The following is a 26,371-nucleotide window of genomic DNA, read 5'->3' on the forward strand; positions in this document are numbered from 1 at the left end:
CCGCCGTCACGCGGGAAGGGGGCGGGTCACGCCTCGACGCCGGTCTTCCCCGCGTCCTCGCTGCCCGCGGCGTCCTTCTCGGCGGCCTCCAGGGCCGCCTTCTCGGACTGCTTCTTCGAGGCGATCAGGCTGGTGATGGTGGTGATCACCAGCACGCCGCAGATGACGCCGAGGGAGACCGGGATGGAGATCTCCGGGACGTGCAGTCCGGACTCGTGCATGGCGTGCAGGATCAGCTTCACGCCGATGAAGCCGAGGATCACCGACAGGCCGTAGCTGAGGTGGACCAGCTTCTTCAGCAGACCGCCGATGAGGAAGTACAGCTGGCGCAGGCCCATCAGGGCGAACGCGTTCGCCGTGAAGACGATGTACGGGTCCTGGGTGAGGCCGAAGATCGCGGGGATCGAGTCCATCGCGAACAGGATGTCGGTCATGCCGATGGCGAGCATGACGACGAACAGCGGCGTCATGACCTTCTTGCCGTGCTGCACGATGAAGAGCTTGGTGCCGTGGTAGCGGTCCGCGACCCCGAACCTCTTCTCGATGGACTTCAGCAGGCGGTTCTCGTCCCAGTCGTCCTCGTCCTCGTCGGACATGGCCTCCTTGACGAGCTTCCAGGCGGTGTAGATGAGGAAGGCGCCGAAAAGGTAGAAGACCCAGGAGAAGCTGGCGATGATCGCGGCGCCCGCCGCGATGAAGATCGCCCGCAGCACCAGGGCGATGAGCACGCCGAACAGCAGCACCCGCTGCTGGAGGTGGCTCGGCACGGAGAACTTCGCCATGATCAGGATGAAGACGAAGAGGTTGTCGACACTGAGCGACTTCTCCGTGATGAAGCCGGCGAAGAACTCCCCGCCCGCCTGCCCGCTGCCCCAGATCGTGATCCCGATGCCGAAGAGCACGGCGAGGGCGATCCAGACGGCGGTCCAGATCCCGGCTTCCTTGATCGACACGTCATGGGGCTTGCGCCCGATGAAGAAGTCGACCGCGATCAGGGCACACAGACCGAGAATGGTCAGCACCCACATGGTCATCGAAACGTCCACTGCGCCTCCGGCGTCGTACGGCTATGGATCAGCGTCGTCGCTGCCGGAGGTCTCTTCCACCCGGGGCCGCTCGCGCGACCGCCGGGCCGACGCCCCGGGATCGGATCTCTCTGATCCGTCCGTATTGACGGGTACGCCGCGCCATGGGGAGTACTCCCCTCCGCCCGAAAAGACTACCCGAAAACCCAAGAGAAGGTAAAGAGAAAGGCAAAGGGAAGACAAAACCCCAGGTGGGGGCGGTTTACCGACGGGCCTCCCGGACCTGGGCGAGGACCCTCCCGAGCACCGCGCTGCCCGCCGGGACCACCGGCGGCTCATAGGTCCAGGCATGCCCGACCCAGGGGTCCGCGAGGTGGTCGTCGGCCACCGGGGTGAGCCGCAGCAGCGAGCGCCACAGCGGGTCGAGCACCGGGCCGTACGCGGCGGCGTCCGCCCGGTCCGCCACCATCAGCAGGTGCACCCCGACCGAGGGGCCCTCGTCGGCGAGGTACCGCAGCCAGGTGACGGCCCGGTCGTCGAAGCCGTGCGGGAAGTCGTGCACCACGAGGAGCTGCCGGGCCGGGTCGAAGCCGGGCGGCAGGTCCTCGGCGGCGTCGCCGCGCATCGCCATCTGGAGCAGGTCCACCCGCTCGGTGAGCTGGGCGAGGACGGCGGCCACCCCGGCCGCGCCCCGGGCCGGCGGGGCGGCCAGCACCCCGGAGTCGGTGAGCGGGGCGAAGGCGGCGGCACCGGCGCCCGCCGCGTCGAGGACGTGGACGCTGAGGGAGCCGGCCGGGTGGGCGGCGAGCAGCCGGGCGGTGTGCGCGACCGCGCTGTCCAGGGCGAGCCGGCGCGTCTCGGCCTCGTCGAGGAGGCCGGCCGCCACCGCGCGGCCCCGGCCGGAGTCCACCCACAGGCCGCGCTCCAGCGGCAGCCGGACCAGGAAGGGGATGCGCAGGCCGGTCCGCTCCGGCAGGTGGAGGTCGCCGAGGCGCACCGCCATCGGCGGCTCCGCCGGGGCGCGGTAGGCGTGCCAGACGGGGTTGTCCCAGCGGGCGTAGGCGGGCGGCAGGGCGGGCTCGACGACCTCGGCCTCGGCGGTGAGCTGGGCGAGGTCCCGGTCGAGGACCTCCTGGGCGCGGCCGACCAGCTCGTCGTGGTGGGCGCGGGCGGCGGCGCGCGCGGCGTCCCCGGCCCCGCCGATCCGGGCCCTCGGGTCGGCGAGGACCTGGTCGATCTCGCGGTCGAGCCGGTGCTCGGCGAACTCGCGGGCGCTGCGGAAGGCGGCGACGGTCCGGGCCAGGTCCTCGAACATGCCCCACACCTGGTTGTAGAGCCGCTCGTCCATGGTCCAGCCGGAGGCGTCCCCGGCCACCGGCACGGGCCGCGCCTCCGCCTCCCCGTCCCGCGCCCCGGGGGCCGCCCCCGCCGGAGGTCCGGACGGAGATCCGGACGGCGGCCCGGACGGCGGTGGCGGTACGGCCCCGGCACCGGCGGCCGGCCCGGACGCGGGCGCGGCGGGCGGCACCACGGGCCGACGGCGCGGGTGGCTGTAGCTGATGGTCGCCCCGGCGTCCCCGCCGTCCGCGGAGGCGGAAGCCGGGTCGGGCGCGGAGTCGAACGCAGACACGGCCGCGGGCCCCGGCACCGGGACGCCGGGCCCGGCGACGGTGTCGGGACTGGCGACGGTGTCGGGACCGGTGACGGGACGGGTGTCGGGACCGGTGACGGGACGGGTGTCGGGCCCGGCGACCGGGTCCGCACCCGGTGCCGGGATCGCGTCCGGCCCCTGGATCGGGCCCGGTGCCGGGATCGGGCCCGGTGCCGGGATCGCGTCCGGCCCCTGGATCGGGTCCGGGGCGGGGCCCTGGGCGGGGGTCGCCTCCGGGGCGGGGAGGGGGTACGAGGCGGGGGCCGGGACCGGCACGGGGCCGGAGTCGGCGCGGGCCGGAACCTGTGCCGGGACGGCCGCCGCGGGGGCCGCCGCGTCCAGGACGGCGGCGGCGAGGTCGGCGGGGGCGGGAGCGCCCAGGTCGGCGAGGAGGGCGGCGAGCCCACCCTCGTACCCCTGTCCGACGGCACGGACCTTCCAGGCGCCCTGGCGGCGGTAGAGCTCCAGCGCGACGAGGGCGGACTCCCGGTCGAGGCCGGTGATCGTGTACGTGGCGACCTCGTCGCCCGCCGGGGTGCCGACCGAGACGAAGGGGGCCGCGGCGGTGCCGAAGCGGGCGGGGCCGCCGGTGCCCGGGGGCAGGGCCAGCAGCAGCGAGACCCGGTGGACGGTGTCGGGAAGCTCCGCCAGGTCCACCGCGACGCGGTGCTCGGCGGCGGCGGAGGAGGGGACCTCGATCCCGGACCGCGCGGGGGCGCCGGGGCGGACGATCCACTCCGCGCCCGCGACCAGGCCCCGCTCGTCGCCGAGGGCGGCTCCGGCGACGACCGGATGGCCCGCGGAGATCCGGAGCTCCAGGCGGGTGTCGGGCAGGGGGTGGTTCTGCCCCCGGACCAGCTCGGCCGTCATCTCGACTCTGTTCCCCTCGGCGGTTCGGTGTGCGGGTTCGGTGGTGCGGAGGCGTGGGTGCGGGGCCGTCGCGCGGTCCCCGTCGTCATGCGGGACAGCTCCCGGCGGACCGGAGTCCGCCGGGAGCTGTGGGTGCGGCGCGGCCGTCGCCTACAGGTGCGGCAGGATCGACGGCATCAGGTCCTGGAAGGTGCGGCCGTTGGCCGGGTTGCCCAGGGCCGTCATCTGCCAGCCGGAGCCGGCCCGGTGCACCTTCGCCATGATCTGGGCGGTGTACTGGCCGCCGCCGTCCAGGGTGTAGCGCGCGAGCTCCTGGCCGTTCGTCTCGTCGACGAGGCGGCAGAAGGCGTTCTGCACCTCCTGGAAGGTCTGCCCGGTGAAGGAGTTCACCGTGAAGACGATCTGGTCGATGTGGACGGGGACCCGCTGGAGGTCGACGAGGATGGCCTCGTCGTCGCCGCCCTGGCCGACGCCGCCCACCAGGTTGTCGCCGGTGTGGCGGACCGAGCCGTCGTCGCTGACGAGGTGGCGGAAGAAGACCACGTCGACCGGCTGCTTCTCGGCGAAGAGGACCGCGGACGCGTCGAGGTCGATCTCGCGGGTGCGCGACCCGAAGAGGCCGCGGCGCGGCGCGGCCTGCCAGCCGAGTCCCATCCGGACCTGGGTGAGGCTGCCGCCGCCCTGCTTCTCCAGGCTGATCGCCTGGCCCTTGGTCATGTTGACCGACACGCGTGTGCCCCTCTCGTCGTTGTGCCAGCACCCTACGCAGGGGGACCGACAGCGTGCCGGTCCCGGCCCGGTTTTGTGTCGCTCTTGCAACACACCGGGCGGCCCCGGATCAGGCCAGTCCCGCTTCCTTCATCTGGCGCAGTTCCTTCTTCAGCTCGGAGACCTCGTCGCGCAGCCTGGCCGCCACCTCGAACTGCAGCTCGGCGGCGGCGGCGCGCATCCGCTCGGTCATCTCCTCGATGACCGAAGCCAGTTCGGCGGCGGGCCGGTCGCCCAGCTCCAGCGTCGAGCCGCCCTTGGCGGCCTTCTTCCCGGCCTGGGGGGCGTGCGCGGCGAGCGAGGGGACGGGGGCCTTGGCGGCCTTGCCGTCCTTCCCCTTGCGGTAGCCGGTGCCGAGGAGCTCCTCGGTGTCGACCTCCTCGCGCGCGATGGTGGCGACGATGTCGTTGATCTTCTTGCGGAGCGGCTGGGGGTCGATCCCGTGCTCCTTGTTGTAGGCGACCTGCTTCTCCCGGCGCCGGTTGGTCTCGTCGATGGCCTGCGCCATGGCGGGGGTGATGGTGTCGGCGTACATGTGGACCTGGCCGGAGACGTTGCGGGCGGCGCGGCCGATGGTCTGGATGAGCGAGGTTCCGGAGCGCAGGAAGCCCTGCTTGTCGGCGTCGAGGATGGCGACGAGGGAGACCTCGGGCAGGTCGAGGCCCTCGCGGAGCAGGTTGATGCCGACCAGGACGTCGTACTCGCCGGCGCGCAGTTCGCGCAGGAGCTCGATGCGGCGCAGGGTGTCCACGTCGCTGTGGAGGTAGCGCACCTGGATGCCGAGCTCCAGGAAGTAGTCGGTGAGGTCCTCGGCCATCTTCTTGGTGAGGGTGGTGACGAGGACCCGCTCGTCGCGCTCGGTGCGCAGCCGGATCTCGTGGACCAGGTCGTCGATCTGGCCCTCGGTGGGCTTGACGACGACCTCGGGGTCGACGAGGCCGGTGGGGCGGATGATCTGCTCGACGAAGCCGTCGGAGCGGGACAGCTCGTAGGCGCCGGGGGTGGCGGAGAGGTAGACGGTCTGGCCGATCCGCTCCTGGAACTCCTCCCACTTCAGGGGGCGGTTGTCGAGGGCGGAGGGGAGCCGGAAGCCGTGGTCGACGAGGGTCCGCTTGCGGGAGGCGTCGCCCTCGTACATGGCGCCGATCTGCGGCACGGTGACGTGCGACTCGTCGATGACGAGGAGGAAGTCCTCGGGGAAGTAGTCGAGGAGGGTGTGGGGCGGGGAGCCGGGCTCGCGGCCGTCGAAGTGCAGCGAGTAGTTCTCGATGCCGGAGCAGGAGCCGATCTGGCGCATCATCTCGATGTCGTAGGTGGTGCGCATGCGGAGCCGCTGGGCCTCCAGCATCTTCCCCTGCTTCTCCAGCTCCTTCAGGCGCCCGTCGAGCTCGCGCTCGATGTCGTTGACGGCCCGCTCCATGCGCTCGGGACCGGCGACGTAGTGGCTGGCGGGGAAGACGTACAGCTGCTGGTCCTCGCTGATGATCTCGCCGGTGAGCGGGTGCAGGGTGGAGAGCGCCTCGATCTCGTCGCCGAACATCTCGATGCGGACGGCGAGCTCCTCGTAGACCGGGAAGATCTCGATGGTGTCACCGCGGACGCGGAAGGTACCGCGGGTGAAGGCGAGGTCGTTGCGGGTGTACTGGATGTCGACGAAGCGGCGGAGCAGCTGGTCGCGGTCGATCTCCTCGCCGACCTTGAGCGGGACCATGCGGTCCACGTACTCCTGCGGGGTGCCGAGGCCGTAGATGCAGGAGACGGAGGCGACCACGATGACGTCCCTGCGGGTGAGCAGGGAGTTGGTCGCGGAGTGGCGCAGCCGCTCCACCTCCTCGTTGATCGAGGAGTCCTTCTCGATGTAGGTGTCCGACTGGGGGACGTACGCCTCGGGCTGGTAGTAGTCGTAGTACGAGACGAAGTACTCGACCGCGTTGTTCGGCAGCAGTTCGCGGAACTCGTTCGCCAGCTGGGCGGCCAGGGTCTTGTTCGGGGCCATCACCAGGGTGGGGCGCTGGAGCTTCTCGATCATCCAGGCCGTGGTGGCCGACTTGCCGGTGCCGGTGGCGCCGAGCAGGACGACGTCCTTCTCGCCGGCGCGGACGCGCCGCTCCAGCTCGGCGATGGCCGTCGGCTGGTCGCCGCTCGGCTGGTAGGAGGAGACGACCTCGAAGGGCGCCACCGAACGTTCGATCTTGGAAACGGGCCGCATGGGACCACCGTACGACCCGGCACCGACAACCGGGCGGCGAACGGTCCTCCGCCCGGTCCCCCGCCCGGCCCCGCGTCACCAGTCCTGGGAGCGGTGCCCGCCGCGCGGCACCGAGCGGCGGAAGGCGCGCCCGGCGGGGCGGGCGGTCCAGTGCGCGGGCTCGCCGTAGCCGGGCACGTGCCGGGCGACCGGGACGCCGGGCCGGTACGGGGTGCGGACCGGGCGCCGGCGGTCGGGCTCGCCCAGGACGAGCAGCGGGTCGAACATGACGACGACCGCGGCCAGGACGAGGAAGACGGCGGGGCCGATCAGCATGGGCAGCAGCAGCGACCCGGGGCCGGCGGTGGCGTCGGTGGAGCCGAGGCCGTGCAGGTGGACGCTGACGGCGGCCATCGCGGTGTAGTGCATGCCGCTGACGGCGACGCCCATGACGACGCTGGCACCGAGGCTGGCGAGGAAGCCGTGCACGGAGACCGCCGCCCACAGGGCGGTGGTGGCCGCGACGACGGCGATGACCACGGAGAGGGCGACGGTCGGGGTGTCGTACTCGATCCGGCCCGGCAGTCGCATCCCCGCCATCCCGAGGTAGTGCATGGTGGCGATGCCGAGGCCGGTGATGGTGCCGCCGGTGACGAGGGTGAGCGCGGTCGCGCCCCGGTAGCCGACGATGAAGATGCCGATGCCGACCATGACGATGGCGACGGCGAGGCTGGCGAAGGTGATCGGCCGGTCGTAGTCGACGGGCGCCTGCCGCACCGAGAAGCCCATCATGGCGATGAAGTGCATGGTCCAGACGCCGGTGCCGATGGAGGTCGAGCCGAGGGCGAGCCAGCCGGCCTTGAAGGAGTCCCGGTGGCGCAGCGAACGGGTCGTGCATCTCAGCCCCAGGGCACCGCCGAGGCAGGCCATGAGAAAGGCCGCCACCGGCGTGACGAGCCCGTAGCTGAATCCGTCGACCGTGCCGTGCATGAGCGTGTGCCCTCCCACCCCTGGAAGTCCGAAAACAGTCGGTACCGCTGGGTAGTGCTACCGGGGCGAGATTATGGCCCGTCAGCGCTCCTTTGGGCACCTGACCGGGGTTTTTCCGGTCGTGAGACCGGAGCGAGACCGGTCTGTGATCTCCGGGCGGGGCCGCACCACCGGATCGCCGGTCCGAGGCCCTTCTGGCCGGAGGGCACCCTACGGGCCCCGGGGCGCGCCGTCACCGGGCGGGGCTGTCGGTGCCGGGCCGTACCGTGGGGGAATGGACATCGAGGACGGGCCGGGCGGGGTCACCGCGGAGTGGACGGTCGTGGACAGCGGCATCGGTCCGCTGTTCCTGGCGGCCACCGGGCGGGGGCTCGTGCAGGTCGGGTTCCACGCGGAGGCGGGGCGCCGGGAGCGGATGCCGGAGCGGCTCGCCGAGCAGCTCGGCGCGCGGGTCGTGGAGCGCGCCTCCGGGCTGCTCGCGGAGCCGGTGCGGCAGCTGGAGGGGTATTTCGCGGGCCGGTCGCGGGGGTTCGACCTGCCGCTGGACTGGTCGCTGACGACCGGCTTCAACCGCCAGGTGCTGCGCGAACTGGCCGAGGGGGTGCCGTACGGGACGGTGGTCGGGTACGGGGACCTGGCGCGGCGCGTCGGGCAGCCGGGGGCGGCCCAGGCGGTGGGCGCGGCCATGGGGTCGAATCCGCTGCCGGTGGTGGTGCCGTGCCACCGGGTGGTGGAGAGCGACGGCGGGCTCGGCGGCTTCGGCGGCGGTCTGGAGACGAAGCGGCGCCTGCTGGCCCTGGAGGGCGTCCTGCCGGAACCGCTGTTCTGAGACGGCGGGGGCGGGCGGGGAACGGCGGGAGCTGTTCCGTCGCACCGGAGGCGGGGGCGGCGAGGACGCTTCTGCCGCACGGGGGCCGGGGCGACAAGGGCCGTTCCGTCGTGACCAGGGCTCGGGGGGGGCGGCGAGGGCCGTTCCGTCGTGACCAGGGCTCGGGGGGGGCGGCGAGGGCCGTTCCGTCGTGACCAGGGCCCAAGGCGGCGAAGTCCGTCGCGTCATACCGGAGGCGGGGTGGGGGTCGTGCGAGTCGTCCTCCCAGGCTGGGGCCGGGGCGGGCGGTCACCGCTTCGACCTGGGGTTTTCAGGGGGCGGGCGTTCCCATCGGGGGGCCGGGCTGGCACACTCCCGTGGTGACCGAAACCCCCGACGCTCCTGACATCGCCCCGTCCGCGAAGGCGCCCGCCCCGATCGCGCCGGACGCGCTGCCGGGGCTGCGTCGGCGGGTGCGGGCCGTCCTCGTCGCCACCCAGATCCTCGGCGGCCTCGGGATCGCGACCGGCGTCGCGCTCGCCGCCGTGCTGGCGACGGAGGTGGGCGGTACGGAGGCGCTGGCCGGGCTCGCCTCGACGGCGACGGTCGCCGGTCCGGCGCTGCTCGCGATGCCGCTGGCGGCGCTGATGGCGCGGCGGGGCCGGCGGGCGGGCCTGGTGCTCGCCTATCTGCTCGGCGCGGCCGGTGCCGTGGTCACGGTGATCGGCGCCCTGGCCGACAGCTTCCCGCTGCTGATGCTGGGCCTGGTGGGCTTCGGGGCGGGGTCCTCCGCCAATCTCACGGCCCGCTTCGCCGCCGCCGACCTGGCGGAGCCGGACCACCGGGCGCGGGCCATCTCGACGGTGGTGTGGGCGACCACGATCGGCGCCGTCCTGGGGCCGAACATCGCGGCCCCGGCCGGGCGGAGCGTCTCGGGGTTCGGCATACCGGTGGCGGCCGGGCCGTTCGTGTGGGCCGCGCTGGTCTTCCTGGTCTCGGCGCTGGTGGTGTGGCTGCTGCTGCGGCCCGATCCGCTGCTGACGGCGCGGGCGCTGGCCGCCGCCGAGGGGTCCGGGGCGGCGGACCGGCCGGAGGGCCGGTCGCTGCGGGCCGGGCTCCGCGCGGTGCGGGAGTCGCCCGGGGCGCGGATCGCGCTGGTGACGGTGGCCGCCACCCAGACCGTGATGGTGTCGATCATGTCGATGACCCCGGTGGCGCTCACCCACCACGGCGCGGACATCGAGCTGATCGGGCTGGTCATCAGCGTGCACATCGGCGGCATGTACGCCTTCTCGCCGGTCATGGGCTGGCTCGCGGACCGGCTCGGGCGGCTGGCGGTGATCGGCCTGGCGGTCGGCCTGCTGGGCCTGGCGGCGCTGCTCGCGGGGACCGCGGGGACCAGCGACGGGCAGATCGCGGCCGGGCTGTTCGTGCTGGGGCTCGGCTGGTCGGCGGGCCTGGTGGCGGGATCGGCGCTGCTGACGGACTCGGTGCCGCAGGAGGCGCGGGCGGCCGTACAGGGCCTGTCGGACACGGTGATGAACACGGTGGCCGGCCTCGGCGGTCTGGTGGCCGGGGTGGTCGTCTCCCAGGCGGGGTACGGGCCGCTCAACGCGCTCGCCGCCTGCCTGCTGCTGCCGATGGCCGCCCTGGCCCTGCGGGGCGCGCTCCGCAGGGCCTGACGGCCGGGGCCGCCGGGTCAGGGCAGGGTGATGTGGTACGCCTTGCGCAGCGTCTCGTGGACGGTCCAGGTGGTCCGGTCGCCCTCGCGCAGGACGCACGCGTCGCCCGGTCCGACCTCCAGCGTGGGGCCGCCCTCGACGGCGACGGTGGCCCGGCCGCTGACCACGACGAAGAGCTCGTTCGCCTCGGTGTCGGTCACGACGCCGGGGGTGATCTGCCAGATGCCGCGCAGCTGCTTGCCGTCGGCGGACTCCCACAGCACCCTGCCGGTCACCTCGGGGGTGCCGGAGACGATCTGGCCGGGGTCGAGCGGCTCGGCTTCGAGCTCGGCGTCGGGGATGTGGACGGCGAAGGAGGGCAGGTCGTGAGTGGTCATGGCCGGTGACTGTAGCGGGGGCCGGCGGCGCCGCGAAGCACCGGGACCGCCGGAACGATTCCCTCCGTTCATGGCCCTGACCAGGCATGTCGTCCTCACGCCTGCGGGCGACGGATTCCGTACCGGCCGCTCCCCCGCTCCCCCGGCGGGCCCCGCCGGGATCGGCCCCGCCGGGGCGGGCGCCGGAGAACCGAATCCGTACCCCACTCGCACCCCCGTACGAAAGGGGTGTGGCGAGAGCTCGCCGCCGGTGTTTGCGGGGCGGGCGGCCGCGCCAGAAATGGACCATGACCACGACCACACTGGTGTCCGAAGAGGTACGGGAGGCGCTCCACGAGGGCCGGCCCGTCGTCGCCCTCGAATCGACGATCATCGCGCACGGCCTGCCGCGCCCCCGGAACCTGGCCGTGGGCGTGGAGCTGGAGGAGTCGGTACGGGCCCGGGGCGCCGTGCCCGCCACCGTCGCCGTGCTGGACGGGGTCGCCCGCGTCGGCCTCGACCGGGCCGCCCTGACCCGTATCGCGGAGGATCCCTCGGTGCGCAAGCTCGGCCACCGGGACCTGGCCCCGGCCCTCGCCACCGGCGCGACCGGGGCCACCACGGTCTCGGCGACGTCCCGGCTCGCCGACGCGGCCGGCATCCGGGTCTTCGCCACCGGCGGCCTCGGCGGGGTGCACCGGGAGTGGCGCGAGACCCAGGACGAATCGGCCGACCTGCGACTGCTCGCCGAGGTCGGCATCACCGTGGTGTGCGCGGGGGTGAAGTCCATCCTCGACGTCCCGGCGACGCTCCAGCGGCTGGAGACGCTGGGCGTGACGGTGGCGGGGTACGGCACCGCGACCTTCCCCGGCTTCTACCTCTCCTCGTCCGGGGAGCCGGTCGACTGGACCCTGCGCACCCCGGCGGAGGTCGCCGCGGTCATACGGGCCCGGGAGGCGCTCGGCCGCCCCTGGTCGGCGCTGGTGGTGGCCAACCCGGTCGCCCCGGAGGAGCAGTTGGACCCGGAGCTGCACGACCGGGTGCTCGCCCGGGGCCTGGCCGAGCTGCGGGAGAAGGGCGTCACGGGGCAGGCGGTGACGCCGTTCCTCCTGGAGTACCTGACGGTGCACACGGACGGCGCGTCGCTGGAGGCCAACCTGGCGGCGGTGCGGGGCAACGTCCGGCTGGCGGCGGAGATCGCGGAGGCGTACGCGGCGGGCGGGCGGTGACGGGGTGACGACGGGGGTACGCGGGGCCCGGGGCGGCGGCGAGGACGGCGGGGAGGCCCGGGGGCGGACCCGTGGGAGGGGCGGCCGGGCACGGGCCGGCGGGAGGACGGTCCGGTGAGCCGGGACGGGGCGCTGCTGGTCGTCGGGGACGTGGTCACCGACGTGATCGCCCGGCACCGGACGCCGCTCGCTCCGGCGACGGACACCGCGGCCGCGATCCGCACCCTGCCCGGCGGGGCGGGGGCCAACGCGGCGTGCTGGGCGGCCCGGTCGGGCCATCCGGACGTGCGGCTGCTCGGCCGGGTCGGCACGGACGCGGCCGACTGGCACGAGCGGGCGCTGACCGGGGCGGGCGTCCGGCCGCTGCTGGTGCCGGACCCCCGGGCACCGACGGCCACCGTGATCGCCCTGGTGGACGCGGCGGCGGAGCGCACCTTCCTGACCGACGGCGGAGCGGTGCTGCGGCTCTGCCCCGCCGACTGGTCGGCCGGGCTGCTGGACGGCGTGGCGGCGCTGCACCTCTCCGGCTACCTGTTCTTCGCCGAGCCGAGCGGGGCGGCGGCCCGGCTCGCCCTGCGGGACGCGCGGGCGGCCGGGATACCGGTGAGCGTGGACCCGGCGTCGGCCGGTTTCCTGGCGGAGCTGGGCCCGGAGCGGTTCCTCGCCGCCGTCGAGGGCGCCTCGGTGCTCCTGCCCAACGCCGACGAGGCCCGCGAGCTGACCGGCGCGCCGGACCCGGAGGCGGCGGCCCGGGAGCTGAGCCGGCGCGTGCCGCTGGTCGTGGTGACGCTGGGCGCGGCGGGCGCGCTGGTCGCCGAGGACGGCGCGGTCACGGCCCGGGTGGCGGCCGTGCCCGTGGCGCCGGAGCGGCGGGTGGACTCGACGGGCGCGGGCGACGCGTTCACCGGCGGGTTCCTCGCGGCACGGCGGGCGGGCGCGGATCCGGTGGCGGCGGCCCGGGCCGGATGCGCGGCGGGCGCGCGGGCGGTGACGGTGGTCGGGGGCCGCCCGCCGTCAGTCTGAGCCGAGCGCGCCGAGCCCGGTCCAGGCGGGGTGCCGGGGGTCGTCGGCGCGGACCACGACGTCGGCGGCACCGGCCGGGTCGGCCTCGGTCTCGTACCGGGCGAAGGCGGGCAGCGTCCACTCCTCCCCGCGGCGGGCGAGGGCGGCGGGCGAGAGCCGCAGGTGGACGGTGAGGTCGAAGGGGAACCAGTGGCCGAGGAGGAAGGGGCCGTGGAGCAGCAGGACCCCGCCGGGCGGCAGCGTGACGTAGGGGCTGCGGGTGGCCCGGTCCTTCACCGGGTCCCACAGGTCCGGCAGCACCCGCCCGGTGCCGCCGGGCTCCAGCGGGGTGAACACCTCGCGCCAGAGGGCGCCGGTGTCGGTCCAGCCCGCGTAGTAGGAGTCGGGGTCCCGCCGGCCGTGCTCGTACCGCAGCGACGCGGGCCGCAGGAAGCCCGCCGTGTCGACGACGTGCGCGGCCCGGCCCCGGTCGCGGAGCTGCTCGGCGAGCAGCCCGGCCAGTTCGCCGCCGCCCGCGGCGGGCGCGCCGTCGAGGGCCACCTTCAGCCGGTCGCCGCCGTCCCCGGGCGCGAGCCCGTCCAGGTGCCGCGCCAGCCGCCCGGCCATCCGGCCCCAGGTGATCGCCTCGTATCGCATCCCGCCCATTCTGCCCGCCCCCCTTCCCTCCCGATACGGACATTTCCCAACGGACCGGAAAACGCCCAGCGAGATGGCTCTCACCCTCCTCACAGAAGAGCCATAGATATGTTTAACTGCCGTGGCTCGGCCGCTGCCGAACTACTGTCCGCTTCACCCGAACCAGAGGGATTCAGTGACGTTCCAGCTCGCTTCTCCTGGGGCGATACCGCTCCGGCGGGCGGAAACTCACGGCGGTTCCCCCCTGCCCCGGGCCGGACAGTTCTTCGACTCGGCCCTTCGGCGCCCGGCCGGCACCGCCGTCCGCCGCCACCCGTAAACCGCACGAGTCCCGCGGCCGGCGCACCGGACCGCGCGATCGGGCTGCTCTGGTCCCGCCCGCAGGACCTCCGGATCCGACACGGTTCCGGCTCGCCGCGGGCGCCCCCCTTCCGAGGGCAGTCCTTTCTACCGCCTCTGGACCAGGGGCATGGGAGGTTGGCAACCATGGCCGGATCCGGCCGGGGGAACAGACTGTACGTACTGGACGGCCTGCGCCTGTTCGCCGCCCTGATCGTGGTCTTCTACCACTACGTCGCCCTCGCGAAGCCATGGGGCCACTCCACCGCGACCATCTTCCCGACCGCGCACAAGTTCGCGCAGTTCGGATGGCTCGGCGTCGAGATCTTCTTCCTCATCAGCGGATTCGTCATCTGCATGAGCGTGTGGGGGCGGACCGTCGGCGACTTCGCGGTCTCCCGTCTGTCCCGCCTCTTCCCCGCCTACTGGGTGGGGATCCTGCTCACCGCCCTCGTGGTGAAGACCTGGCCGGTCATCAGCTCCCTCGACGGCTGGAGCTCGGTCATCACCAACCTGACCATGCTCCAGGGCGGCAACAACACCCCGCCGGTCGACCAGGTCTACTGGACGCTCTTCGTGGAGCTGAAGTTCTACCTGTTGATGGCCGTCGTCGTGTTCTTCGGCGTGACCTACCGCAACTGCCTGATCTTCTGCGGGGTGTGGACGGCCTTCGCCGCCCTCGGCCCCGTCCTGAACACACCGCTGATCACGCAGATGGCGATGCCTGTCTACGCCCCGTTCTTCATCGCCGGCATCGCCTTCTACCTGATGCGCCGCTTCCGGCCCAACGCGGTGCTCTGGACGATCGTCGTCTTCCAGTTGCTGCTCTCGCAGCGGTACGTCGAGTACCGCATGGCCGTCAGCCTCGGCAAGGAAGCCGCCGAGGCCCTGCCCACCTGGCCGGTCCGTCTGGTCATCCTGCTCGGCTTCGCCGCTGTCGCGGCCATCGCCCTCGGGGTCTTCGACCGCATCCAGTGGAAGTGGCTCACCCACGCGGGGGCGCTCACCTACCCCCTCTACCTGATCCACATGTACATCGGCATGACGCTCATCCACAAGCTCCGCGACCGGGTGCCCGCCCCGCTCCTCGTGGTCTCGGTGACGGCGCTGATGATGCTCGCGGCCTGGCTCATCCACCGCTTCGTGGAACGCCCCGCGGGCAAGTGGATCCAGAAGGCGCTCAAGCGCGGGATCCAGGACGTCCGCGAGGGGACCCCCCTGCCCGCCGCCCGCCGCCCCGCGCCCTCGGCCGCCCCCGCACGGGGGTCCGCCGCCGCCCCGGAGCGCGTGCCCGCCCCCGCCGCCGCTCCCCCGCAGGCGACGGCCCCGGCGGAGCGGGACCCCGACACCCTCGCCTTCTTCCCCTCGTTCGACAGCCCGCGACCGCCCCTCGGCTCCTCCTCGGAGACCGGCAGCCGCACCCCGTCCTGACCCGTCCCACCGGTCCGATGGATCCCCGAGGCCCCCGCCCTTCCGGCGGGGGCCTCGCCACGTCCGGGCCGGACCCTCCGGGGGCGCGGGCTTGACCCTGCCGCTGGCGTCACGGTTCCATCCTCGTCCCCATGGAGACCACCACCACCTCGTCCGGCCGGGTCGTCGTCGTCACGGGCGGGGGCACCGGCATCGGCCGGGCCGCCGTGCGGGCCTTCGCCCGGCAGGGCGCGACCGTCGTCGCGGTCGGCCGCCGCCCGGAGCCGCTGCGGGAGACCGCGGCCGGGGCGCCCGGCGCCGTCCACCCGTACCCCGCCGACCTCACCGCCGACGGCGTGCCCGAGCGGCTCGTACGGGACGTGCTCGCCGCCCACGGCCGCCTCGACGTCCTCGTCAACAACGCGGGCGTCGCCGTCGGCGGCCCGCTCGGCACCCTCGGCCGGGAGGTGATCGGCCGGCTCCTGGAGACGAACCTGGTCGCCCCGGTCCTCCTCACCCAGGCCGCCGCGCCCGCCCTCCGCGCCTCCCGGGGCACCGTCGTGAACGTGACGACGGCCGTCGGACAGCGCGGCTGGCCGGCCAACTCCGTCTATCCGGCGACCAAGAGCGCGCTGGAGACCCTCACCCGCTGCTGGGCGCTCGAACTGGCCCCCGACGGCGTCCGGGTGGTCGCGGTCGCCCCCGGCGCGATCGAGACCCCGATCGCCGACCACACGGGGCTGTCGCCCGAGCGGCGGGAGGCGATCCGGGCCTGGCAGCTGGCGCACACGCCGCTCGGCCGGATCGGGCGGCCGGAGGAGGTCGCCTGGGCGATCACCGCGCTGGCCGCGCCGGACGCGGCCTTCCTCACCGGGACGGTACTGCCCGTGGACGGGGGCGCGCTGGTCACCTGAGGCGGGCCGGGTGATAGGAGTGGTCCGGAGGGGGTGGCGCGGGTGCGGATCGGTGAACTGGCCGACAGGACGGGCGCGTCGGTACGGGCGCTGCGCCACTACGAGCGGGCCGGGCTCCTCTCCTCGGCCCGCGCGGCCAACGGCTACCGGGTGTTCGAGGAGGGCGCGACGGTCCGTGTCGCCAACATCCGCTACCTGCTCGCGGCCGGGCTCACGCTGGAGGACGTGGCCGCCTTCCGGTCCTGTCTGGACGGGGACCTGCCCTCGGTGCCGCCCTCCGCCCGGGGCCTGGAGATCGCCCGCGAGCGGCTGGCCGTGCTGGACGCGCGGATCGCCGCGCAGACGGCGGCCCGGGACCGGCTCGCTGCGGCCCTCGCCGCGCGCTCCGGCCCGGAAGCCGCCCCTCAGCCCACCGGCTGAACGGCACCGCCCGCCCGCCGCGCACCACCCGCATCGTCCGCCCCGCCCGCCCCACCCATGCCTTCCGCCCCACCCGTGCCGTCCGCCCCACCCGCTCCGTCCGCCCCGGCCGTCCGCTCGACGACCGCGCGGCCAGAGGCGGTCGCCTCGGCGAGGGTCAGCGTGCCCTCGGCCAGGGCGCGGCAGGTGGCGGCGTCGGTCCGGAGCCGGACGTCGGGTCCCGGACCGCCGTACACCCCGTCCCCGTACCCCTCGTCCCCCCCGGTGCCCTCCCCGCCGCCGGGCAGCCTGAGGTGGAACTCGCCCTCGGCCAGGCTCACCTGGACGACGCCGGGGCCGAGCGGGGCGAGCGCGCCGAGGAGCGGGACGGCGTACCAGTGGGCGCGGACGGCGTCGGTGGGGCGGGGCTCGCCGAGTTCGGGCGCGCCCCAGGCGGCGAGGGCGCGCAGCACCGGGAGCAGCGTGCGGCCGCGCGGGGTGAGTTCGTAGACGTACGCCGAGGCGGGGGGCGCGAGGCGGCGGCGTTCGACCAGGCCGGTGGCCTCCATGTCCTTGAGGCGGCCGGCGAGCATGTCGGTGCTGACGCCGGGGAGGTCGGCGTGCAGGTCGGTGTAGCGGCGCGGTCCGGCGAGGAGTTCGCGGACGACGAGCAGGGTCCACCGGTCGCCGACGAGGTCGAGGGCGCGCGCGGCGGCGCAGTGCTGGTCGTAGCTGCGGCGGCGGGGCTGGCGTGACATGCGAGGCAGTCTAGACATGTTGTTGGACTTTCCAAGCTCGAACTTGGTAAAACCAAGCAACACACGTTCCGGGGTACTTGGGGAGGTCGGACATGGAGTTCCGGCAGTCGAGCAAGCTCAACGAGGTCTGCTACGAGATCCGCGGCCCGGTCATCGAGCACGCGAACGCCCTGGAGGAGGCGGGCCACAGCGTCCTGCGCCTCAACACCGGGAACCCGGCGCTGTTCGGCTTCGAGGCGCCGGAGGAGATCGTCCAGGACATGATCCGGATGCTCCCGAGCGCCCACGGCTACACCGACTCCCGCGGCATCCTCTCCGCCCGCCGCGCCGTCGCCCAGCGGTACGAGGCCATGGGGCTGCCGGACGTCGACGTCGACCACGTCTTCCTCGGCAACGGCGTCTCCGAGCTCGTCTCCATGGCCGTCCAGGCACTCCTGGAGGACGGCGACGAGGTCCTGATCCCCGCCCCCGACTTCCCGCTGTGGACCGCCGCCACCACCCTCGCCGGCGGCAAGGCCGTGCACTACCTGTGCGACGAGTCGGCCGACTGGTACCCCGACCTGGCCGACATGGCGGCGAAGATCACCGACCGCACCCGCGCCGTCGTCATCATCAACCCCAACAACCCCACCGGCGCCGTCTACCCCAAGGAGATCGTCGAGGGCATCCTCGACCTCGCCCGCCGCTACCACCTGATGGTCTTCGCCGACGAGATCTACGACCGGATCGTCTACGACGACGCCGTGCACCATCCGGCCGCCTCCCTCGCCCCCGACCTGGTCGTCCTCACCTTCGGCGGCCTCTCCAAGACCTACCGGGTGGCCGGCTTCCGGTCCGGCTGGCTCGTCGTCACCGGCCCCCGGCAGCACGCCCGCAGCTACCTGGAGGGGCTCACCATGCTGGCCTCCATGCGGCTCTGCCCCAACGCCCCCGCCCAGTACGCCATCCAGGCCGCGCTCGGCGGACGGCAGTCCATCGACGAGCTCTGCGCCCCCGGCGGACGGCTGTACGAGCAGCGCGACCGCGCCTGGGAGAAGCTCAACGAGATCCCCGGCGTCTCCTGCGTGAAGCCCCGGGGCGCGCTCTACGCCTTCGCCCGCCTCGACCCGGCCGTGCACCCGATCCACGACGACGAGAGGTTCGTCCTGGACCTGCTGCTGCGGGAGAAGATCCAGGTCGTGCAGGGCACCGGCTTCAACTGGCCCCGCCCCGACCACTTCCGCATCCTCACCCTCCCCCACGCCGACGTCCTCGAATCGGCGATCAGCCGCATCGGCCGCTTCCTGGGCGGGTATCGCCAGTGACACGGCCGCGTGCGGACCGCGCCGCCCGGCGGCGCACCCGGAGAAGGCCCGCCGCGCCCGTCCCGCACCGGAGGAGGCAGCCGTGGATCTCGTCGCCCCCGTCGTCGTCGAACCGCTGCGCCGCCGCCGCTGCGCGGAGTGCCGGCGCGGCCCGCTGGAGCGGATGATCGTCGAGTACGGCCGTCCGGTCTGTCTGGACTGCGCCGACCTCGGCCACCTGGTCTTCCTGCGCCGCGGCGACACCGCGCTCACCCGGCGGGCCCGGGAGCGGAGCGCCCTGTGGGCGGTGGTGGTGCGCCACAACCGGCGCCGCACCCGCTACGAGCGGCAGGGCCTGCTGGTGGAGGAGACGGCCCTCGCGGAGGCGGAGGCCGCCTGCCTCGCCGACACGGAGGCGCGGGCCCGGCGGCGGGCCCGGGACGCGGAGCGGCGCGCCGTCCTGGACGCCGGCGTCACCGAGGCGCTGCGGGCCGAGATCCTGCGCCTCTTCCCCGCGATGCCGGCCGCGCGGGCGGCCGAGATCGCCGTCCACGCCTCGGCGAAGGGCAGCGGCCGGGTCGGCCGGACGGCCGCCGGGCGGGCCCTGGACCGGGACGCCGTGACGGCGGCGGTGCACGCCTCGGTACGGCACGTGGACACGCCGTACGACTCCCTGCTCATGCGCGGCGTCCCCCGGCACCGGGCGCGCGCCCAGATCGCGCCCGCCATCGAACAGGTCCTGCGCGCCTGGCGGGCGCCGCTCCCCGGACAGCGGGACGCGCCCGGCGCGACAGGCGCGACGGGCGCGGAGGGGGTGCCGGGCCGGACGGACCGCTGACGGCTCGGACGCCGGCGGGACCGGCCCCGGCGGTGGCGGTCCGGGTCAGACCCGGCCGGCCGCGCGGCGGGCGCGGCGGTACATGATCGCTCCGCCGAGGAGGAGGGCGGCGCTGCCCGCGGCGGCGTACCCGGCCGACTCGCTGCCGGTGGAGGCCAGCGACGCGGACTCGCCCTGCGGCGCGGGCGCCGGGGGCTTCTGCTGACCGACCTGCTTCGGCGGCGCCGGGGTCGGCGTCCCCGGGCGCGGGGGCGGGATCACGACCGGCGGCTCCACGGGGGTGCCCGGGCCGTTGACCCCGGTGTTGCCGGTGGCCGGGTTGCCGATGCCGACGACGTTCACCGAGTTGCCGACGACGTTCACCGGCAGGTCGATCGGGAGCTGGAGGCCGTTCCCGGACAGCACGCCCGGGGAGCCCGCCACGTGCGTCTCCGCGGTGGAGCCGCCGCCGTTGACCGCGCTGCCGCCCGGACCGGCCTGCTCGCCGCCGCGCGGCGTGGCCGGCTGGTCCTTGTGGGTCCGGCCGTCCCGGGTCGTCCCCGCCTGCGCCGAGGTGTTGGCGCACGTGTTGCCCATGGCCGGGTTGAGCAGCCCGACCACGTTGACCGTGTTCCCGCAGAGGTTGACCGGTACGTGGACCGGCAGCTGGATCGTGTTGCCGGAGATGACCCCCGGCGAGCCGACCGCGGCGCCCCCGGCACCGGAGTCCGCGTGGGCGGCGCCCGCGGACAGCGCGAGCGCACCGCCCGTGACCATCAGTGTGGTCAGACCACTTCGGCGCATCTGCCTCATGGCTTCCTGCCTTCCGGATTGTGCACGGGCGAGTGCCCGTACCGGAATAAACGCGACGAACCCGTTTGCCGGATCCGTCCTCCGGGTGGATTCACTCCTTCGTGGGAGCCCCCGTTCGAGTGGCGCCCCGGGTCCGTACGGCCGCCGGACCGCCCGGAGTCCGCGCGCCGGAGCGGCGCCGCTAGCGTCCGGCCAGGGCGGTGAGGGCGCGGACCGGGTCGGGGTCCGGGGTGCCGCGCGGCCACCAGTCCTCCCGGTCACGGTCGGATTCGTACGGGTACCAGAGGCCGTCCCGGCCCAGCCGGAGCTGGAGCCCCGGGCGGGAGAGGCGGTTGTGCCGGGGACGGAAGCCGGGGCGGCCCGCGGCGGTCAGCGCGGGCCCCGCCCGGTCGAACGGCCCGGCGGGCGGGTCCCAGGGCTCCTCCAGGACGGCGAGGCCCTCCGCCCCGCCCTGGCGCCAGGCGGCGACGGCGCGGGCGAGGTCGGTGGGGGTCCGGCCGAGGGCGTGGGCCAGGTCCCGGTAGAGGGCGCGGGTGGAGGCGGTGAGCCCGGAGCCGGGGTGGGCGGCGGCCAGCCGGACCGCGTCCTGCCAGGGGGTGAGGGCGGCGACCGGGTCGTGCCCGGTGGTGAGGAAGGCGTGCGCGCGGGCGGCCGCCTCCCCGGCGAGGAGGTCGAGGGCGAGCGGATCGGGCGCGTACGGGTCGGGCGGGAAGACGGCGGGGCGGCCGGGGAGCTCCGGCGGCGGCAGCGGCGCGGGCAGCGGCGGCAGCGGCCGGACGGCGAGCACCTCCCGGGCGGGGACGGCGGGCAGGACGGGCGCGGCGGGGCCGGTCTCGGCGGCGGACCGGGCCGCGTTGCGCCGGGAGAGTTCGGCGAGGAGTTCGCCCTCGCCCCGGCCGCGCATGAGGAAGAGGACGAAGGGGTCCTCGTCGAGGAGGCGGGCGGCCTGGTAGCAGAGGGCGGCGGCGTGCTTGCAGGGGAAGCCGTCGTCGGGGCAGGAGCAGTCCGGCAGCAGGTCGCCGGGGGCGGGCAGCAGTCCGGCGACCGCCTCCAGGGCGTGCGGGACCTCCTTGTCGAGCAGGGCGGCCATGTGCTCGGGGCGGGCGGCGGCCTCGTCGAGGAACAGCTCCCAGCCCTCGTCTCCGAGGGTCCGCATCCGGATCTCGGTGCGGTACGGACGGATCCGGCTGCCGTGCACATAGGCGACGACCCGGCCGGGGGTGACGGTGATCGCGTCGACGTGGCCGCCCTCCGCGTAGGCCCGGCCCCGGGCGAGGCGGGCCTGGTCGAGCGCGGTGCGCTCCAGGGCGGCCGTCCAGGCGTTGCCCCACCAGGTGGCGGCGAAGCGGCCGTCGGCGGCCTCGCGGGGCGGGACGGCCGGGAAGGTGCGGCGGCGGTCGTCGTGGCGGGGCACGGCGCCGCGCGCGGCCCGGGCGAGGCGGCCCGCAGGACGGTTCACGACGGGGCTCCTGGGATTCACGCGGACCTCCGCAGGGAGACCAGATCGGCGAGTTCGCGGTCGGTGAGTTCGGTGAGGGCGGCCTCGCCGGAGCCGAGGACGGCGTCGGCGAGGGCCTTCTTGGAGCGGAGCAGTTCGGCGATGCGGTCCTCGACGGTGCCCTCGGTGACGAGCCGGTGGACCTGGACGGGCTGGGTCTGGCCGATCCGGTAGGCGCGGTCGGTGGCCTGGTCCTCGACGGCCGGGTTCCACCAGCGGTCGTAGTGGACGACGTGGCCGGCGCGGGTGAGGTTGAGGCCGGTGCCGGCGGCCTTGAGGGAGAGCAGGAAGACGGGGACCTCGCCGGACTGGAAGCGGTCGACCATCCGCTCCCGCTCGGCCACGGGCGTGCCGCCGTGCAGGAGTTGGTGGGGGACGCCGCGGGCGGTGAGGTGGTCGGCGAGGAGCCGGGCCATCGTCACGTACTGGGTGAAGACGAGCACGGCGCCGTCCTCGGCGAGGATGGTGTCGAGGAGCTCGTCGAGGAGGGCGAGCTTGCCGGAGCGGCCGGCGAGCCGGGCGGTGCCGCCGCCCGGGACGCTCTCCTTGAGGTACTGGGCGGGGTGGTTGCAGACCTGCTTGAGCGAGGTCAGCAGCTTCATCACCAGGCCGCGCCGGGCCATGCCCTCGGCGGCCTCGATCCGGCCCAGGGTCTCGCGGACGACGGCCTCGTAGAGCGAGCCCTGTTCGCGGGTGAGGGGCACCGGGTGGTCGGACTCGGTCTTGGGCGGCAGTTCGGGCACGATCCCGGGGTCGGACTTGCGGCGGCGCAGCAGGAAGGGGCGGACGAGGCGGGCGAGCCGCTCCACCGCCTCCTCGTTCTCCAGCTCCTCGCGGTTCTCGGCGGCGCGGGCGTGCCGGGAGCGGAACGCCTTGAGGGGGCCGAGGAGTCCGGGGGTGGTCCAGTCGAGGATGGCCCACAGCTCGGAGAGGTTGTTCTCCACGGGGGTGCCGGTGAGCGCGACGCGGGCGGGCGCGGGGAGGGTGCGCAGCGCCTTCGCGGTGGCGGAGAAGGGGTTCTTCACGTGCTGGGCCTCGTCGGCGACGATCATCCCCCACTCCTGCCCGGCGAGTTGGGCGGCGCGGCTGCGCAGGGTGCCGTAGGTGGTGAGGACGATGCCGCCGTCGGCGCCGCCGAGCTCGCGCTCGGCGCCGTGGAAGCGGCGGACGGGCACGCCGGGGGCGAAGCGCGCGGCCTCCCGCTGCCAGTTGCCGAGGAGCGAGGCGGGGCAGACGACGAGGGTGGGGGCGGAGCGGGCGCGGCGCAGGTGGAGGGCGAGGACGGTGACGGTCTTGCCGAGTCCCATGTCGTCGGCGAGGCAGCCGCCGAGGCCGAGCGAGGTCATCAGGTCGAGCCAGGCGAGGCCGCGGAGCTGGTAGTCGCGCAGGGTGGCGGTGAGTCCGGGCGGGGGGTCGACCGTGCCGGGGCCGGTGAGGAGCCGGTCGCGGAGGACGGCGAGCGCGCCGGCGGGGACGGCGGGGACGGTCTCGCCGTCGACCTCGGCGCTGCCGGTGAGGGCGGCGGCGAGGGCGTCGACCGGTTCGAGCAGGCCGAGCTCCCGCTTGCGGGCCTTGCGGACGAGGTCGGGGTCGACGACGACCCACTGGTCGCGGAGGCGGACGACGGGCCGGTGGGCCTCGGCGAGGGCGTCCATCTCGCGCGGGGTGAGGGGGTCGCCGTCGAGGGCGAGCTGCCAGTCGAAGCGGAGCAGTTCGGTGCTGTCGAAGAAGGAGGTGCCGTCGGTGGCGGAGCCGGGCGCGGAGCGGGCCGGGCGGACGACGGCGGTGGCGCTGAGCGAGCGGGCCAGGTCGCGCGGCCAGTGCAGGGCGACCCCCGCGTCGGCGAGGCGGGCCGCGGCGGGGCCGAGGAGTTCGTACAGCTCGCCCTCGGTGACGGCGAGGGCGTCGGGGGTGTCCCGCTCCAGGAGTCGGCCGAGCGGGGGCCAGATCCGGGCGGCCCGGCGCAGGGCGAGGAGGGCGTCGATGCGGGCGCGGGGGCCGAAGTGCTCGCCCTCCCCGGCCCACAGGGCGGCGGCGTCGATGACGAGGGTGGGGTCGGCGAGGCTGTGCACCTGGGGGATCGCGGCCGCGGCCCGCCGGTCCGGCCCGCCCTCGGCCTCCTCGGCGGTGTCGAAGAGCTCGGCGGCGGCGAGGTCGAGGCGGAGCGAGATCCGCACCCCGGCGTCCATGCCCGCGGCGGCCTCGGCGGCCCACGCCCGCGCGCCGGGGAGGTGCTGCGGCCCGGTGGCGGCGAAGGGCGCGCCGACCGCGTGCGCGGCGGCGGGGGTGCGGGGCAGGGTGTCGGCGACCGCGTCGAGGAAGGCCCGCACGAGGGCCTCCGGGTCGGGCAGTGCGAGCGGGCCGGGCCCCGTGACGGGCACGGGGTGCGCCTCGTACGGCATGGCGGCGGCGACGGCCCGCAGGTGGGCGATGTCCTCGGCGTCGAGCGGCCCGGCGCGCCAGGCGTCCAGGTCGTCGGCGGTGAGCCCGGGGAGGAGCCTGCCGCGGGCGACGAGGTGGAGGGCGTGCAGGGCGGCGGCGCCCCAGCAGGCGGTGGCGGGGTGGGCGGCGGGGTGGTGCCGGGCGGCGGTGAGCAGGGGCAGGGCGGTGGCGACGGGGAGGCTGACGGCGGGGACCTCGCGGCCCCGGGCCCCGCCGCCGTGGCGCCGGGCGACGGTGATCCGGGCGTGCTCGGCCCCGGCGAGGCCGTCCGGCTCGGGCAGGGCGGCCCCGTCGGGCGCCCAGAGGGCGACGCGGCCCTCGCGGGGCAGCGCGGCGGGCAGGAAGACGGCGGCGCGGGCCGCCCAGTGCTCGGTCATGCTCCCGCCCCTCCCTCCCCCGGGGTCCACCGGGCCGACGCGGCGGTTCCGCGTCGTCGTCCACGTCCACGACCTTACGGGCGGGGTCTGACAACGGGTCCGCGCCCCGTCCCCTCCCCCGCCCCGACCTCTGTTCCCCGCCCCACCCCGGCGGGGCCGGGGGGGCGTCCCCCTACCGGCCCAGCACCGGATGCCGGTCGGCGCCGGGGGCGGCAGGGTGGCGTCGACCAGGGCTTTTCGTCCCGGGGCCGCCGTCGGCGGTCCCACGGTCCCGACCGACCCGACCGAAGGGGATCCGCCATGTCCGTTCGACGGCGTCTCACGACCGCCACCGGGGCCGTGCTGCTCACGCTCACGGTCGCGGGCTGCTCGGGCCTCGGCCGCACCGCCGTCGGCCCCGTCACCTACGAGACGGCGGTCGGGGAGAAGGTGGTGCGGGTGCTCAGTCCGCCGGTCAAGGGCTGCCACCGGCTGCCGGCGGGCGCGGTGCGGATCGAGAACGGCACGCTGGTGGACCTGGTCCTGTACCGGACGCCGCACTGCCGGGGCGAGAACACGATCTATCTGCCGAAGGACAGTGCCGACTCGATCGCGACGGGGTCCCTGCCCTGGCGCAGCTACACGACCGTGCACTGACCCCGTTTCCCTCGGGGCCCGCGCGGGTGGACGCTGGAAGTGTCCACGGGCATCCGACGGGGAGAAGGCGCCGTCATGCGAACGGGGAGCGAACCGGTCACCGCGCGCAGCACCCTGCGGCTGCGGTTCTGGCTGAGCGTGTGGGGCCTGGCGTGGGCGGTCTTCGGCACGGTTGTGTTCGTGCTGGTGGGCCGTCCGGGCTGGGCCGCCGCCTGCGCGGTGCTGGTCGTGGTGGTGCTGGTCGACATGGTGCTGGTCGTGCGGCACCTGCGGCAGGGCCCGCACTGGCAGCCGGGCCCGGACGTGCCGCCGTACGAGCCGGACGACGGCGGGCGCGGGACCGCCGGCCCCGGGAGGAACGGCGGCGGGGACGGCCGCCGGGGCTCCTGAGGGCGGGCCCGGCGGGCGGTCAGTCCTCCGAGCCGAAGCCGGCGGCCTCCAGGTACTCCGGTCTGGGGTCGAGCGCGGCGGCGAGCCGGAAGTGGCGGATCGCGCGGGCGCCCTGGCCGGACCGCTCCAGGGTGCGGGCGAGGGCGAAGTGCGCGAAGGCGTTGTCCGGCTCGCGCTCCAGGACGAGCTCGAACTCCAGCTGGGCCGGGCGCAGCTGGGCGGCGGCGAAGAAGGCCCGCGCCCGCAGCAGGCGGGCGGCCGTGTTCTCCGGGTGCTCGGCGATGACCGAGTCCAGCAGTTTCACGGCGCCGCGCGGGTCCCGTGCGGCCAGGAGCTGTTCGGCGGCACGGAAGTCGATGACGTGCGTCTCCGGGTTTCTGTCGGCCATGGCAGGGATCCTTCCCACGTTCCGGCGCTCGGACACCGGACGGGGGTCCGGACGCCTACGCGGCCCGGGCCGCCCGCCGTGCCAGTTCTTCCCAGACCTTCCGCACCTGGGGTTCCAGGGCGTCGAGCGGTCCGTCGTTGTCGATGACGAGGTCGGCGATCTCCAGGCGCGCGGCGCGCGTGGCCTGGACCGCCATCCGGGCCTTCGCCTCGTCCTCGGTCATGCCGCGCAGCCCGACCAGCCGGTCGAGCTGCGTCTCGGGCGAGGCGTCCACGACGACCACGAGGTCGTAGAGCGGCGCGAGCCCGTTCTCGGTGAGCAGGGGTACGTCGTGGATCACCACGTCCCCGGGGCCCGCCGCGCCCTCCAGCTCGGCCGACCGGGCGCCGACGAGCGGGTGCACGATCGCGTTGAGCGCGGCCAGCCGCTCGGGGTCGGCGAAGACCACGGAACCGAGCCTGGGCCGGTCCAGGGTGCCGTCCGGGGTGAGGACGTCCTCCCCGAAGGCGGCCACGATCGCCGCGAGGCCGGGCGTGCCGGGTTCGACGACCTCGCGGGCGATGCGGTCGGCGTCGATCAGCACGGCCCCGTACGAGACGAGCAGGCGTGACACCTCGCTCTTGCCGGCGCCGATGCCGCCGGTGAGACCAGTCTTCAGCATGCGCCGCAGCTTAGGCCCTG

Annotated in this window: 24 protein-coding genes; 11 read left to right on the forward strand and 13 right to left on the reverse strand. The window is 75.0% G+C overall.

Annotation, left to right across the window (positions count from 1 at the left end; translation table 11 throughout):
* Positions 1-26 precede the first annotated feature (26 nt).
* From IE219_RS13630 to IE219_RS13650, 5 genes are all read right to left on the reverse strand, one after another.
* A complete protein-coding gene (locus tag IE219_RS13630; protein WP_189976947.1) occupies positions 27-1,034 on the reverse strand; it encodes a TerC family protein in 1,008 nt (335 codons plus the stop codon).
* 253 nt (positions 1,035-1,287) lie between these two features.
* Positions 1,288-3,546, reverse strand: coding sequence for a TerD family protein (locus IE219_RS13635; protein ID WP_189976948.1), 2,259 nt, complete (start codon positions 3,544-3,546; stop codon positions 1,288-1,290).
* A gap of 150 nt (positions 3,547-3,696) precedes the next feature.
* A complete protein-coding gene (locus IE219_RS13640) occupies positions 3,697-4,275 on the reverse strand; it encodes a TerD family protein (protein ID WP_189976949.1) in 579 nt (192 codons plus the stop codon).
* Positions 4,276-4,384: 109 nt separating this feature from the next.
* Positions 4,385-6,523: an excinuclease ABC subunit UvrB gene (gene uvrB / locus IE219_RS13645; RefSeq protein WP_189976950.1), complete on the reverse strand. Its 2,139-nt coding sequence runs from the start codon at positions 6,521-6,523 to the stop codon at positions 4,385-4,387.
* A 75-nt stretch (positions 6,524-6,598) separates the two neighbouring features.
* Positions 6,599-7,492: an MHYT domain-containing protein gene (locus IE219_RS13650; RefSeq protein ID WP_189976951.1), complete on the reverse strand. Its 894-nt coding sequence runs from the start codon at positions 7,490-7,492 to the stop codon at positions 6,599-6,601.
* A gap of 274 nt (positions 7,493-7,766) precedes the next feature.
* On the opposite strand from IE219_RS13650, the gene IE219_RS13655 reads away from it, so the two are divergent.
* Both IE219_RS13655 and IE219_RS13660 read left to right on the forward strand, forming a co-directional pair.
* Positions 7,767-8,321: a methylated-DNA--[protein]-cysteine S-methyltransferase gene (locus tag IE219_RS13655; protein ID WP_189976952.1), complete on the forward strand. Its 555-nt coding sequence runs from the start codon at positions 7,767-7,769 to the stop codon at positions 8,319-8,321.
* Positions 8,322-8,680: 359 nt separating this feature from the next.
* The gene (locus IE219_RS13660; RefSeq protein ID WP_189976953.1) at positions 8,681-9,982 is read left to right on the forward strand and encodes an MFS transporter; all 1,302 of its coding nucleotides are present in this window, start codon (positions 8,681-8,683) and stop codon (positions 9,980-9,982) included.
* 17 nt (positions 9,983-9,999) lie between these two features.
* On the opposite strand, the gene IE219_RS13665 is transcribed toward IE219_RS13660, so the two are convergent.
* Positions 10,000-10,359 (reverse strand): cupin domain-containing protein, encoded by a 360-nt coding sequence (locus IE219_RS13665; protein WP_189976954.1) that lies wholly within the window; start codon positions 10,357-10,359, stop codon positions 10,000-10,002.
* A 287-nt stretch (positions 10,360-10,646) separates the two neighbouring features.
* Here IE219_RS13665 and IE219_RS13670 point away from each other — a divergent pair, with 287 nt between their 5' ends.
* Positions 10,647-11,567, forward strand: a complete 921-nt coding sequence (locus IE219_RS13670) for a pseudouridine-5'-phosphate glycosidase (RefSeq protein ID WP_189976955.1) — start codon at positions 10,647-10,649, stop codon at positions 11,565-11,567.
* 114 nt (positions 11,568-11,681) lie between these two features.
* Entirely contained in the window at positions 11,682-12,590 is a 909-nt protein-coding gene (locus IE219_RS13675) for a carbohydrate kinase family protein (protein ID WP_189976956.1), read from the forward strand.
* Here the strand turns inward: IE219_RS13675 and IE219_RS13680 are convergent.
* The gene (locus IE219_RS13680) at positions 12,582-13,226 is read right to left on the reverse strand and encodes a nucleoside/nucleotide kinase family protein (RefSeq protein ID WP_189976957.1); all 645 of its coding nucleotides are present in this window, start codon (positions 13,224-13,226) and stop codon (positions 12,582-12,584) included. The genes IE219_RS13675 and IE219_RS13680 overlap by 9 nt on opposite strands.
* Positions 13,227-13,712: 486 nt before the next feature.
* On the opposite strand from IE219_RS13680, the gene IE219_RS13685 reads away from it, so the two are divergent.
* The 3 genes from IE219_RS13685 to IE219_RS13695 all read left to right on the forward strand — a co-directional run bounded on the left by IE219_RS13685 (position 13,713) and on the right by IE219_RS13695 (position 16,309).
* A complete protein-coding gene (locus tag IE219_RS13685; protein WP_189976958.1) occupies positions 13,713-14,996 on the forward strand; it encodes an acyltransferase family protein in 1,284 nt (427 codons plus the stop codon).
* A gap of 131 nt (positions 14,997-15,127) precedes the next feature.
* The gene (locus IE219_RS13690; protein ID WP_189976959.1) at positions 15,128-15,889 is read left to right on the forward strand and encodes an SDR family NAD(P)-dependent oxidoreductase; all 762 of its coding nucleotides are present in this window, start codon (positions 15,128-15,130) and stop codon (positions 15,887-15,889) included.
* Positions 15,890-15,931: 42 nt separating this feature from the next.
* Complete coding sequence (locus tag IE219_RS13695; protein ID WP_189976960.1) at positions 15,932-16,309, forward strand: MerR family DNA-binding transcriptional regulator; 378 nt, start codon at positions 15,932-15,934, stop codon at positions 16,307-16,309.
* Here IE219_RS13695 and IE219_RS13700 read toward each other — a convergent pair.
* Complete coding sequence (locus IE219_RS13700; RefSeq protein WP_189976961.1) at positions 16,294-17,046, reverse strand: winged helix-turn-helix transcriptional regulator; 753 nt, start codon at positions 17,044-17,046, stop codon at positions 16,294-16,296. The genes IE219_RS13695 and IE219_RS13700 overlap by 16 nt on opposite strands.
* A 92-nt stretch (positions 17,047-17,138) precedes the next feature.
* Here IE219_RS13700 and IE219_RS13705 point away from each other — a divergent pair, with 92 nt between their 5' ends.
* Entirely contained in the window at positions 17,139-18,350 is a 1,212-nt protein-coding gene (locus tag IE219_RS13705; RefSeq protein ID WP_189976962.1) for a pyridoxal phosphate-dependent aminotransferase, read from the forward strand.
* Positions 18,351-18,432: 82 nt separating this feature from the next.
* The gene (locus IE219_RS13710) at positions 18,433-19,167 is read left to right on the forward strand and encodes a DUF2293 domain-containing protein (RefSeq protein WP_189976963.1); all 735 of its coding nucleotides are present in this window, start codon (positions 18,433-18,435) and stop codon (positions 19,165-19,167) included.
* Positions 19,168-19,212: 45 nt separating this feature from the next.
* On the opposite strand, the gene IE219_RS32415 is transcribed toward IE219_RS13710, so the two are convergent.
* The 3 genes from IE219_RS32415 to IE219_RS13725 form a co-directional block, all read right to left on the reverse strand.
* Entirely contained in the window at positions 19,213-19,959 is a 747-nt protein-coding gene (locus tag IE219_RS32415) for a chaplin (protein WP_189976964.1), read from the reverse strand.
* A 181-nt stretch (positions 19,960-20,140) separates the two neighbouring features.
* Positions 20,141-21,418: an SWIM zinc finger family protein gene (locus IE219_RS13720; RefSeq protein ID WP_189976965.1), complete on the reverse strand. Its 1,278-nt coding sequence runs from the start codon at positions 21,416-21,418 to the stop codon at positions 20,141-20,143.
* 17 nt (positions 21,419-21,435) lie between these two features.
* Complete coding sequence (locus IE219_RS13725; RefSeq protein ID WP_189976966.1) at positions 21,436-24,276, reverse strand: SCO1167/SCO6262 family helicase; 2,841 nt, start codon at positions 24,274-24,276, stop codon at positions 21,436-21,438.
* 300 nt (positions 24,277-24,576) lie between these two features.
* Between IE219_RS13725 and IE219_RS13730 the strand changes: the two genes are divergently transcribed.
* Together IE219_RS13730 and IE219_RS13735 are read left to right on the forward strand one after the other, a co-directional pair.
* The gene (locus IE219_RS13730) at positions 24,577-24,912 is read left to right on the forward strand and encodes a hypothetical protein (RefSeq protein ID WP_189976967.1); all 336 of its coding nucleotides are present in this window, start codon (positions 24,577-24,579) and stop codon (positions 24,910-24,912) included.
* Between the two features lie 75 nt (positions 24,913-24,987).
* Positions 24,988-25,302 (forward strand): DUF6343 family protein, encoded by a 315-nt coding sequence (locus IE219_RS13735; protein ID WP_189976968.1) that lies wholly within the window; start codon positions 24,988-24,990, stop codon positions 25,300-25,302.
* 19 nt (positions 25,303-25,321) lie between these two features.
* On the opposite strand, the gene IE219_RS13740 is transcribed toward IE219_RS13735, so the two are convergent.
* Together IE219_RS13740 and coaE are read right to left on the reverse strand one after the other, a co-directional pair.
* Positions 25,322-25,690, reverse strand: coding sequence for a tetratricopeptide repeat protein (locus IE219_RS13740; protein ID WP_189976969.1), 369 nt, complete (start codon positions 25,688-25,690; stop codon positions 25,322-25,324).
* Positions 25,691-25,745: 55 nt separating this feature from the next.
* Positions 25,746-26,351 (reverse strand): dephospho-CoA kinase, encoded by a 606-nt coding sequence (coaE, locus tag IE219_RS13745; RefSeq protein ID WP_189976970.1) that lies wholly within the window; start codon positions 26,349-26,351, stop codon positions 25,746-25,748.
* Positions 26,352-26,371 lie beyond the last annotated feature (20 nt).

The sequence above is a fragment of the Streptomyces termitum genome (assembly GCF_014650175.1).
Taxonomy (GTDB): Bacteria; Actinomycetota; Actinomycetes; order Streptomycetales; family Streptomycetaceae; genus Streptomyces; species Streptomyces termitum.